This window comes from Phaeovulum sp., assembly GCF_047638075.1.
Lineage (GTDB): Bacteria > Pseudomonadota > Alphaproteobacteria > Rhodobacterales > Rhodobacteraceae > UBA6197.
Map to the genome: position 1 here is coordinate 17,483 of NZ_JBLJBV010000079.1, position 10,019 is coordinate 27,501.

At 61.8% G+C, this 10,019-nt stretch carries 9 protein-coding genes; 1 reads left to right on the top strand and 8 read right to left on the bottom strand.

Annotated features, from left to right (window positions below; genetic code table 11):
- Positions 1 to 4 precede the first annotated feature (4 nt).
- Positions 5 to 1,780: an ABCB family ABC transporter ATP-binding protein/permease gene (locus tag ACM62R_RS12265; RefSeq protein ID WP_415184346.1), complete on the bottom strand. Its 1,776-nt coding sequence runs from the start codon at positions 1,778 to 1,780 to the stop codon at positions 5 to 7.
- Positions 1,781 to 2,022: 242 nt separating this feature from the next.
- Positions 2,023 to 3,279 carry a LysM peptidoglycan-binding domain-containing protein gene (locus ACM62R_RS12270; RefSeq protein ID WP_415184338.1) on the bottom strand — a complete coding sequence of 419 codons (1,257 nt, stop codon included), beginning with the start codon at positions 3,277 to 3,279 and terminating at the stop codon, positions 2,023 to 2,025.
- Positions 3,280 to 3,393: 114 nt separating this feature from the next.
- Here ACM62R_RS12270 and ACM62R_RS12275 point away from each other — a divergent pair, with 114 nt between their 5' ends.
- Positions 3,394 to 3,951, top strand: a complete 558-nt coding sequence (locus ACM62R_RS12275; protein WP_415184339.1) for a TIGR00730 family Rossman fold protein — start codon at positions 3,394 to 3,396, stop codon at positions 3,949 to 3,951.
- On the opposite strand, the gene rarD is transcribed toward ACM62R_RS12275, so the two are convergent.
- The 6 genes from rarD to ACM62R_RS12305 all read right to left on the bottom strand — a co-directional run.
- The gene (gene rarD, locus ACM62R_RS12280; RefSeq protein WP_415184340.1) at positions 3,888 to 4,823 is read right to left on the bottom strand and encodes an EamA family transporter RarD; all 936 of its coding nucleotides are present in this window, start codon (positions 4,821 to 4,823) and stop codon (positions 3,888 to 3,890) included. The two genes, ACM62R_RS12275 and rarD, sit on opposite strands and share 64 nt — an antisense overlap.
- Positions 4,824 to 5,007: 184 nt before the next feature.
- Positions 5,008 to 5,457, bottom strand: a complete 450-nt coding sequence (locus ACM62R_RS12285; RefSeq protein WP_415184341.1) for a host attachment protein — start codon at positions 5,455 to 5,457, stop codon at positions 5,008 to 5,010.
- A 129-nt stretch (positions 5,458 to 5,586) separates the two neighbouring features.
- The gene (locus tag ACM62R_RS12290; RefSeq protein ID WP_415184342.1) at positions 5,587 to 6,186 is read right to left on the bottom strand and encodes a superoxide dismutase; all 600 of its coding nucleotides are present in this window, start codon (positions 6,184 to 6,186) and stop codon (positions 5,587 to 5,589) included.
- 92 nt (positions 6,187 to 6,278) lie between these two features.
- Positions 6,279 to 6,635, bottom strand: a complete 357-nt coding sequence (locus tag ACM62R_RS12295; protein ID WP_415184343.1) for a hypothetical protein — start codon at positions 6,633 to 6,635, stop codon at positions 6,279 to 6,281.
- A 147-nt stretch (positions 6,636 to 6,782) separates the two neighbouring features.
- On the bottom strand, positions 6,783 to 7,340 hold the full coding sequence (locus ACM62R_RS12300) for a sarcosine oxidase subunit gamma (RefSeq protein WP_415184344.1): 558 nt from the start codon (positions 7,338 to 7,340) through the stop codon (positions 6,783 to 6,785).
- A partial coding sequence (locus ACM62R_RS12305; protein ID WP_415184345.1) for a glycine cleavage T C-terminal barrel domain-containing protein occupies positions 7,333 to 10,019 on the bottom strand: 2,687 nt, incomplete at its 5' end. The genes ACM62R_RS12305 and ACM62R_RS12300, both read right to left, overlap by 8 nt.

The window sequence follows — 10,019 nt, forward strand, 5'->3', positions numbered from 1 at the left end:
CTGATCAGGCCGCCTCGTCCTTTTCTTCCGCTGACTGGCGCGCCCACATCGCGGCATAGCGCCCGCCATGTGCCAACAGTTCTTCGTGCCGGCCCTCTTCGACAATCCGCCCTGCATCCAGCACCACGATCCGGTCGGCATCGGCAATGGTTGACAGGCGGTGCGCAATGGTGATGACCGTGCGCCCCTTCCCCATCGCGCGCAGGCTGTCTTGAATGTCACGTTCGGTCTGGGTGTCCAGCGCGCTTGTGGCCTCATCCAGCAGCAGGATCGGTGGGTTTTTCAGCAGCGTGCGCGCAATTCCCACACGTTGCTTTTCCCCGCCCGACAGCTTCAAGCCACGCTCGCCAACGGTGGTTTCATAGCCATCCGGCAGCGCCATCACAAAATCATGGATCCTTGCGGCACGCGCGGCGGCCTCTACCTCGGGGCGGGTGGCGTCGGGGCGACCATAGGCGATATTGTAATAGATCGTATCGTTGAACAGCACCGTATCTTGCGGCACGACACCAATCGCATTGTGCAGGCTATCCTGGGTGACATCACGGACATCCTGCCCGTCAATCCGCAGCGCGCCCCCGGTCACATCGTAAAACCGGAACATCATCCGCCCGACCGTCGATTTCCCCGACCCCGAGGGCCCGACCAGCGCCACCGTCTGCCCCGCCCCCACCTTCAGGGTGATCCCCTTCAGGATCGGGCGTTCCGGATCATAGGCAAAATGCACATCGTCAAACAGCACCTCGCCGCCCTTCACCTGCAAGGCGTTCGCACCGGGCTTATCCTCAATCTCGGCCGGTTGATGCAGCAAATCGAACATTTCGCCCATATCGACCAGCGCTTGGCGTATCTCGCGGTAGACCGTGCCCAAAAATCCCAAGGGCATGGTGATTTGAAGCATATAGGCCTGTACCATGACAAAATCGCCTACCGTCAGCTTGCCCGCCTGAACCCCCATCGCGGCCATCACCATCACCGTGATCAGCCCGGCGGTAATCAACAGCGACTGGCCAAAATTCAGCACCGAAAGGCTTTGCCCGGTCTTGACCGCCAGCCCTTCATAACGCTCCATCGAGTCATCATACCGCACCGCTTCGCGCGCTTCTGCGCCGAAATATTTGACGGTTTCAAAGTTGAGCAGACTGTCGATTGCCTTTTGGTTCGCATCCGAGTCTTGCTGGTTCATCTCGCGTCGGATCTTTACCCGCCATTCGGTAACCTTGAAGGTAAAGGTCACATAGGCCCAGATCGTCACCACCACGACCGCCGCATACCACAGATCGAACATCACGGCGAAAATCACCGTGACCATGGTCAGCTCCAAAATCAGCGGCCCCACCGAAAACAGCATGAAGCGCAGCAGGAAGTCGACCCCCTTCACCCCGCGCTCGATGATCCGGCTCAGGCCGCCGGTCTTGCGGGTGATGTGATAGCGCATCGAGAGGCGGTGAATGTGGGTGAACGTCTCAAGCGCCAGCTTGCGCAGCGCGCGTTGGCCGACCCGCACGAATACCGCATCCCGCAACTCGCCAAAGCCTACCGTGCCCAGCCGCGCAACACCATAAGCCACCGTCAGCCCGACCGCGCCCAAGGCCAGCAACCAGCCATCGCCGCGTGCCTCGGTTGCCAGACTGTCGACCGCAGCTTTGTACAAAAACGGCGTGAACACCGAAATCAGCTTGGCCGCGACCAGCGCGATCAACGCCAGCACAACCCGCTTTTTCACCCACGGCTCATCCTTGGGCCAAAGATAAGGCACCACCGAACGGATCGTGCGCATCCCCCGACCCGTCTCTGCCGTCTCGCTTACCACTGTCTTGCGCATCATCCACACCTTTCACAGAACGAAACCCGGTCCTGCCGTTTCCACTCTGGCTCAGATATCCTCGGGGTCTGGGCTGGAGATGCACCCCCAGCACGCCCAAAGGCAAACCATCCTGTTCAGAACCCCTGACCTAAGCCCCTGCCTCGCAATTTGCCAGTGCCGACAGCCCATATTCCTGCGCCACGACACGCCCATTACTACGGTAATGTGAATACTTGCCCCGGATAGATCAGATCGGGGTTGCGGATCTGGTCGCGGTTCGCCTCAAATACGCGGACATATAAAAACCCGTCGCCATAGGTTTCCCGCGCAATCCCCCATAGCGTAAAGCCCGGCTGAACCGTCAAAACCCGCGCCATGACGGGCGCTTTTGCCCATTGCGGCCCCACTGCCGCATTCGTTTCCGCATTTTGGGCCCCTGCGGGGTCTGACGCCATCACCCGGTCGCGCGCTGCTGCCACCACCTCGGGCGCCTCGCGCAAGAACGGTGTTTCGGCGCGTCCCGTCACCTTGCCCGCATCATCCAGCGCGTCGATGCGCAGCACATAGGTGCCCTGCGCAACTCCGCTTAGCGATAATTGCCATTGCCCATCCGCACCTGCCGGCGCCATCGCGACCTCGCGGTTATCCAGATAGGCGCGCACGAAGCCACCCCGCGCACCATGCCCGCTGAGCACGACCAGCTCACCGCTGTCATATCCAATCGTATCAATCGCCAGCGCCCCCGCCAGCGCACCCTCAGGGGCCAATACCCGTACCCCGCCGGGATCCGCCACCAGTGTCGAGGGCGCGGCCGCCACCTCTCTCTCAGCCTCAGCCGGGGGCACCGTCTCATCCTCTGCCGCACCGGCCACCGGTGAAATGGCCGGCGGCTCTGCGCTAGCCGTTGCCGATCCGGCCACCCCCGCCACACGCGGCGCAATAATCACCGTCTGCTCAGACCGGGTTGCAGCCCCATCCTTATTCGTCATTGCCAATGTCACCACGCGGGCCTCATTCGAAAGCGGCAGCGAAAACATCGCAACGAACTGCCCGCCCGCATCCGCCACCGCCTCGGCAACGGCCACATCGTCAACAAGCACCCGAACCGCGCTTCCCGCCGCCGCCCGCCCCGCAACCAGAACCGAGCCATCCTGCGCCGCGCGCAACTGATCAATCGCCGCCACATCCCCAAGGGTGGCCCCGGTCGGGTCATCCAAACCCCTTGCCTCGTTGCGATGCGGCATCTGCATCACATCAGGTGCTGACAGGCGCGGTCCAGCCTCGGGCGCAGCGGCTCCATCCAAGGCGATGCCCGCATCCTTTGCCGGCTGCAGCGGCACCCACCGCTCCAGCACGACCCAGCCCAGCACAATCGCCAGCGCCCCCCCCGCCACAACACCGCCCAGGATACGCATGCCCGTATCCGCCGCACCGCCCGCCCCGGCCGTTTCGCGCTTTGCGCTGCTCTTCATCTTCAACCCCAGTCTTGGCCAGCCCTATCAGGTGCATTCTCGACACGGGCGCTTGAGCCAGCTTAACAAGCCCGCTATCAACCCTCAAGAAATCCCTTCCCGCAGGAGTCTTTCATGGCCGTTCATACCCATTCTGTCTGCGTCTATTGCGGCTCACGTCCCGGCGCACGCCCGGCCTACGCCGCCGATGCAAGGGCCACGGGGGCAATGCTTGCCTCACGGGGCTGGCGGCTGGTCTACGGCGCCGGCGACGTCGGCCTGATGGGCGAGGTGGCCCGCGCTGCCCAGACCAAGGGCGGCACCACCTTCGGCGTGATCCCAACCCACCTTTTTGAACGCGAAGCCGGCAAACGCGATCTGTCCACGCTGGTCGTTACCGAAAACATGCATGAGCGTAAAAAGGTGATGTACATGAACTCGGACGCGATCGTGGTGCTGCCCGGCGGCGCCGGATCCCTCGATGAATTATTCGAAGTTGTCACCTGGCGCCAACTGGGCCTGCACCTCAAACCGATCCTGCTTTTGAATACCGAAGGCTACTGGACCCCGCTTCTCGGGCTGATCGACCAGATCATCACCGAAGGTTTTGCCGACGCACAATTGCGTGATTACCTGATCCCGGTCCCTGATGTCGGCGCACTGGAAGCCGCGCTGCTCAGGGCTTTTGGCTGACGAAAGGTCACCCAACTATAAAGCGCCAGCGCCGCCCAGATCATGCCAAAGGCAGCGCGGTGCCAGATCGTGAATGGCTCGCCAAACACCAGTGCCGCAACGGTAAACTGCAAGGTAGGGTTCAAGTACTGAACCAACCCGACCGTCGCCATCTGAACCCGGCGCGCCGCATAGGAAAACAGCATCAACGGCCCCCCGGTCAGCAGACCCGAAAACGCCAGCATCACACTCGTGCGCAGATCCCTCCCGAACCAGCCCCCGGGTTCATCTTGCGCCCACCAACCGCCATAAACCCCGGCTAGCCAAATAACGGCCAAAGGCGTCAACAACGCCACCTCAGCGGTGACCGACACCACCGGCCCCACCGCAAGCCATTTTTTCATCATCCCATAAAGGCCAAATGAAAACGCCAGCCCCAGCGCGATCCAGGGTGCCGCACCCAACCCCCAGGTCAGCACAAACACCCCCGACCCGGCCAGAACCACAGCCATTACCTGCACCGGCCTAAGCCGTTCCCGAAACCCGACCACCCCAATCATCACCGCCACCAGCGGAAAGATATAATACCCAAGGCTCGCTTCCATCGCTTGCCCGCTTTGCACCGAAAAAATGAATAAAAACCAGTTCAGCGATACCATCACCGCCGAAAAAGCCAGCATCAACACGCCGCGGCCCCTTAACGCCTGCCAAAGCACACCAAGGCGCCCCTGCAACGCCAACACTGCGCCAAAAAACACCAGCGACCAAATCGTGCGGTGACTTAAAACCTCAAGCGGCGGCACATGCATCAGCGCCTTGTAATAAATGGACGATAGCCCCCAGATCAAGCAGCACACGACCAGCGCCCAAAACCCCTTTGCCGCCTCGGACATCACACAGCCCTCCTTTGCAGGGTTTCTCTGGTTGCGATCTTAATGCAGGATCGACGCGGTAATGAAAAGTGCTGACCCGACAAAGATCGGGGGCTTTTTTTTGGCAAAATACTCCCGCCGGAGGCATCACCGATAGGGATCAGGCGCTCCGGCGGAATAGCTTACAGCAGCTCAAAAGGCGCCGCTAAAGCTTGTCGATCTCTGCTGCGATAAGTTCCGCCATCTTCGGCACCGGGTGATTGGTCAATGTCTTGGGTAATTCCGCAACAACGCGCGCGCGCAAGGCAGTGTCCATCTCATCGCGTAGCGCGCCCAAGACCTGCGGCGGCGCAACCAACACCAGATGCGCGAATTTACCCCTGTCGGCAGACCGAACCAGCCGGGCCACCAATGATGCGGCAAAACGCTCGCTTGCAAGCCGCGCATAATCGGGAATTTCCATTGCCGACATCTGCCCGGGCCCGGGATCCGCGCGACGACCGGGGCGATCGGTATCTGCGCCCGGTATCTCCAAATCGGCCTCATCCCGGCGTAGAACGCGCAGTGTCGTTTTGGTCAGGGGGCCGGTATTTTCCAGCACCAATGCCTTTTCCCCGTCAGCCACGACCACCCAGGTTCCTTTTGACAGCAGCATCACCGAATCTCCTTATGTCCCGCCATTCTTTTCAGTTCCCACCAATGTGGGGTAGATACATCGAAAAGCCAATGAAAAGACCCGCCAGAGTTTCTGGCGGGTCTTTGAAATCCGTGATCAGCAGGTTGATCAGAGCCGGCTGGCGACGTTTTCCCAGTTGACCAGCTTGTCGAGGAAGTTGGTCAGATAGGCCGGGCGCTTGTTGCGAAAATCAATGTAGTAAGAATGTTCCCACACATCGCAGCCCAAAAGCGCGGTCTGCCCAAAGCACAGCGGATTCACGCCGTTTTCGGTTTTCGTGACCTTCAGCGCACCGTCCTTGTCCTTGACAAGCCAGGCCCAGCCCGAGCCGAACTGACCCGCACCGGCGGCGGCGAAATCTTCCTTGAATTTGGCGACCGAGCCAAAGCTCTCCACCAGCGCTTTTTCCAGCGCGCCGGGCATCTTTTCGCCTTTGGGGCCCATCATTTCCCAAAACTGGGCGTGGTTCCAATGCTGGCTGGCATTGTTGAAGATGCCATTTTGCGCCACGGCGCCGGCCTGATAGGTGCCGCGCACGATATCTTCGACTGATTTGCCTTCCCATTCGGTGCCGGCGATCAGCTTGTTGCCATTGTCGACATAGGCCTTGTGATGCAGGTCGTGGTGGTACTCCAGCGTTTCCTTGGACATGCCAAGACCGGCAAGCGCATCATGGGCATAGGGAAGATCGGGAAGTTCGAAAGCCATTTTGGGCATCCTTTCACAGTTGTTCCTGTTCCCCCCCTATAGAAGGGCGCGCGGGTGGAAGGTCAAGGCTTGGCGACCCATATGCGAAAGGATCAGGCGGAAAATGCATAAGCGACCAGCACCAGATAGGCCGCGACATGCGCCAGCGCAAACCCCACCGCCACCCAGCGATAGCCGCCCGCCGCAGGGTTGGCGCGCGCAGCGCGCAGCGTCGCGGGCAGCATCGCCGCCATGTAAAATGCGGCCAGAACCAGCCCCGCCTTGCCCAAGACCGAGACCATACCCCCCGGCCCCGCCACGGCCACCGCTGCGCTGAACCAGACATAAAGCATCGCCACCGTCAGATCGGCAACGATCAGGCCAACCCAGAACGTCGCCCCCAGCGAGAGCCGGCCCGCCAGCAAGGCACCCACGGTGGCCCGATCGAATTTGAAACGTTTCTCGTCCATCACCGGTCTCCTTTGGCGGTGCATTGCCCGGGGCTTCGCCTTGGGTGCACTGCCGTTCTGTCGGGGCTGTCGCAAAGGGGGGCTGTCTGCCCCCCACCGGGCCTTGCGGCCCTTCCCCCCGAGAGTATTTCGACCAAACAAAAGCGGTCAGGTGGGGGTCAGCTCTGACCCCGGGCGGGCGGAATGTTCCAAGATGCCCATGACATAAGCCGCGACCGAGCGGAACGAGATCAGGCTGAATTCATCGGGGGCGGATTGCCAGAGTGCGGCGGCAACCTGAGCTGCGCGGGTGCGGCGAACCTCATCCTTGGCGAGAGTTTCGAAATCGACCGGGCAGAGTTTTGCCAGCACCTCGGCCGCGCGGGTACCGGTGATGCGAAACATCGCGCGCGCATCCGACACATCGGCCACAAGGGCGAATGTGCCCGAAAGGGCGGCCTCAAGGGTGGCCGCGAGGGTTGGCGCATCAGTGTAGGGCACCAGCAGCAACATCTCATCGGGCGACATCCAAAGCGCGGATTTGTTCCCGTTTGATGTGATGGCACGCTGTGCGGGTATAGAGAACCCCTCTGATTTCAACACTTTGGCGAGCGGCTTTGACGCGAGATCGGCGCGCAGCGTTATCATGCCTTGCAGCCCCGTCTCTGCGATCTGCGCAAAGCCGTCGTATAATTGCCCCTGAAGGGCGCTGACCGGATCAGACATTCTGCTTTTCTCCGTCCTTGTCGTAGAACACCGGATCACAGATCCGGGCCTGCACCACCTTGCCGCCATCGGTCGGGAAATCCAGCACCTCCCCCATGCGTTCAGGTCCGTGCCGCACCAGCCCCATGGCGATGCCCTTGTTCAACGTCGGTGAGAAATAGGTCGACGTGACGCGGCCTTGGGTGTTTTTCTGGCCGTTGGCATTGACCCCCTCGGCCACGGCCAGCGCGCCATCGGGCAGAACCGACCCATCGAGTGTTTCCAGTCCGACCAGTTGCCAGCGGTCCGGGTTGGCCATATGGGCGCGTTCCTGCGCACGTTTGCCCAGATAGTCGGTCTTTTTCTTTGAGATCGCCCAGCCCAGCCCCAGATCCTGCGGGATCACGGTGCCGTCGGTTTCATCACCGATCATGATGAAGCCCTTTTCAGCGCGCATGATATGCAGCGCCTCGGTGCCGTAGGGCATGACCCCCAGATCCTCACCCGCCGCAAGGCACGCGGTCCAGAACGCCATCCCTTCGGAGGCTGACACCGCAATCTCAAAGCTGAGTTCCCCCGAGAATGAAATTCGAAATACGCGCGCCCGGACCCCGGCCAAAGTGCCCTCGGCAAAGGTCATGAACGGCAGTGCGGCGGCGGAAACATCAATCCCGCCCAGCCGCTCCAACAGCTTGCGCGCATTGGGGCCAACCACGGCGATCTGCGCGAATTGTTCGGTCAGGTTGACGGTATGAACCTTCCAGTCCCACCATTCGCATTGCAGCCAATCTTCCATCCAGCCGTGAATGCGGTCCGCCCCGCCCGTGGTGGTATGGCACAACCAGCTATCCTCAGAAAGACGCACGACCACCCCGTCATCCGACAGAAAGCCGTTTTCCGTGCACATCAGCCCGTAGCGGCATTTTCCAACCGGGAGCGTGCTCATCATATTGGTGTAAAGCATGTCAAGGAATTTCCCCGCATCCGGCCCCTTCACCAGTATCTTGCCCAGCGTCGAGGCATCAAGCAGCCCCACCGCCGCACGGATATTGCGCACCTCGCGGCGGACCGCGTCGTGAAGTCCTTCGCCGCTGCGCTGGTAGGCATAGGGGCGCCGCCAAAGACCCACCGGTTCCCAATGCGCGCCGTGGGTTGCGTGCCATTCATGCATCGGCGTGCGGCGCAGTGGCTGGAAAATTTCGCCACGCGCTTCGCCCGCAATCGCGCCAAAGCTGATTGGCGTGTAGGGCGGGCGGAAGGTGGTGGTGCCGGTGGCCGGAATCGGTTGACCCAACGCATCAGAAAGAACCGCCAGACCGTTGATATTGCTTAGTTTTCCCTGATCTGTCGCCATGCCCAGCGTGGTATAACGTTTGGTGTGTTCAACCGAGGCATAGCCCTCGCGGGCGGCCAGTTGTACGTCGGATACTTTCACGTCATTCTGATAATCCAGCCACATCTTGAAGCGCAGCCGGTCGGGCGCTCCCTGCGGCATGATCCAGACCGGCGCCATTGGCGCGTCGTCGGCATCAGCGGGGTGCGGGGTGCCCGTGGCTTCGGCCAGAATTGCGGGCAGGCTGAAGATACCGTTTGCCGCCCCCACCGCCTGCGCCATCGGCTGACCATCGGCCCCCGTTGGCGCGCGCGCGGGGTCAGGGCGAAACATTGCCAGCGCCTCATCCCAAGTCAGCTTGCCGCCGCAATGCGACCACAAATGCACCACCGGCGACCAACCGCCCGACATGGCGACCGCATCGCAAGCAATCGTTTCAAGCGCAGCACCCTCGCCCGCCTGGGCGCAGATTGCCACGCCGGTCACCCGTTTGCCGCCAAGCACCTTGGCCACGCCGCGGCCTTCCAGCACGCGGATACTGCGGCTGCGGGCTTCGGCAGGTAGCGCGCCGCTGGTGCGGGGGCGCGCGTCGATGATCGCGGGCACGATCAGCCCCGCGTCTTGCAGCGCGAAAGCGGTACGGTAGGCGTCATCGTTGTTGGTCACAACCACGGTGCGGTCGCCGGGGCTGACCGCCCAGTTGACCAGATAATCACGCACTGCCGAGGCCAGCATGACCCCCGGCACATCATTTCCGGCAAAGGCCAGCGGACGCTCGATCGCGCCGGTCGCGGTGATCACCTTGCCCGCGCGGATCCGCCACAGGCGGTGGCGCGGACGGCCGTCGCCGGGGGTAGTATCAGCGATCTGCTCATAGCCCAGCACATAGCCATGGTCATAAAGCCCCGCCGCCATGCAGCGTCGCCGCAGGGTCACATTTTCCATTACTGCAAGGGCTTGCAGCGTGTCTTTAACCCAAATATCGGGACTTTTACCATCTATCTGCCCGCCATCCACTGGCGCGCGCCCGCCCCAATGGGCGGTCTGTTCCAGCACGATCACCCGCGCGCCATCCCGCGCCGCTTTCAGCGCCGCCAAAAGCCCCGCAACGCCGCCGCCCGCGACCAGCACATCGCAAAACGCATAGGCCTGTTCATAGCGGTCCGCATCGCGGTCTTTCGGGGCGCGGCCCAGGCCCGCCGATTGCCGCACGATGGGTTCAAACAGGTGTTTCCACGCCGGGCGCGGAAACATGAAGGTCTTGTAGTAGAACCCGGCGGGCAGAAAGCGGTAGGCCCAGTTGTTGAGAATACCGATATCGTTTTCAAGCGAGGGCCAGTGGTTCTGGCTGATCGTCTCGGCACCGT

Bases quoted from the DNA above. Each gene is read 5' to 3' on its own strand.
- ACM62R_RS12275 (WP_415184339.1), top strand. From the start codon at position 3,394: ATGGCCGTTCATACCCATTCTGTCTGCGTCTATTGCGGCTCACGTCCC.
- ACM62R_RS12270 (WP_415184338.1), bottom strand. From the start codon at position 3,279: ATGAAGAGCAGCGCAAAGCGCGAAACGGCCGGGGCGGGCGGTGCGGCG.
- rarD (WP_415184340.1), bottom strand. From the start codon at position 4,823: ATGTCCGAGGCGGCAAAGGGGTTTTGGGCGCTGGTCGTGTGCTGCTTG.
- ACM62R_RS12300 (WP_415184344.1), bottom strand. From the start codon at position 7,340: ATGTCTGATCCGGTCAGCGCCCTTCAGGGGCAATTATACGACGGCTTT.
- ACM62R_RS12290 (WP_415184342.1), bottom strand. From the start codon at position 6,186: ATGGCTTTCGAACTTCCCGATCTTCCCTATGCCCATGATGCGCTTGCC.
- ACM62R_RS12285 (WP_415184341.1), bottom strand. From the start codon at position 5,457: ATGCTGCTGTCAAAAGGAACCTGGGTGGTCGTGGCTGACGGGGAAAAG.
- ACM62R_RS12265 (WP_415184346.1), bottom strand. From the start codon at position 1,780: ATGCGCACGATCCGTTCGGTGGTGCCTTATCTTTGGCCCAAGGATGAG.
- ACM62R_RS12295 (WP_415184343.1), bottom strand. From the start codon at position 6,635: ATGGACGAGAAACGTTTCAAATTCGATCGGGCCACCGTGGGTGCCTTG.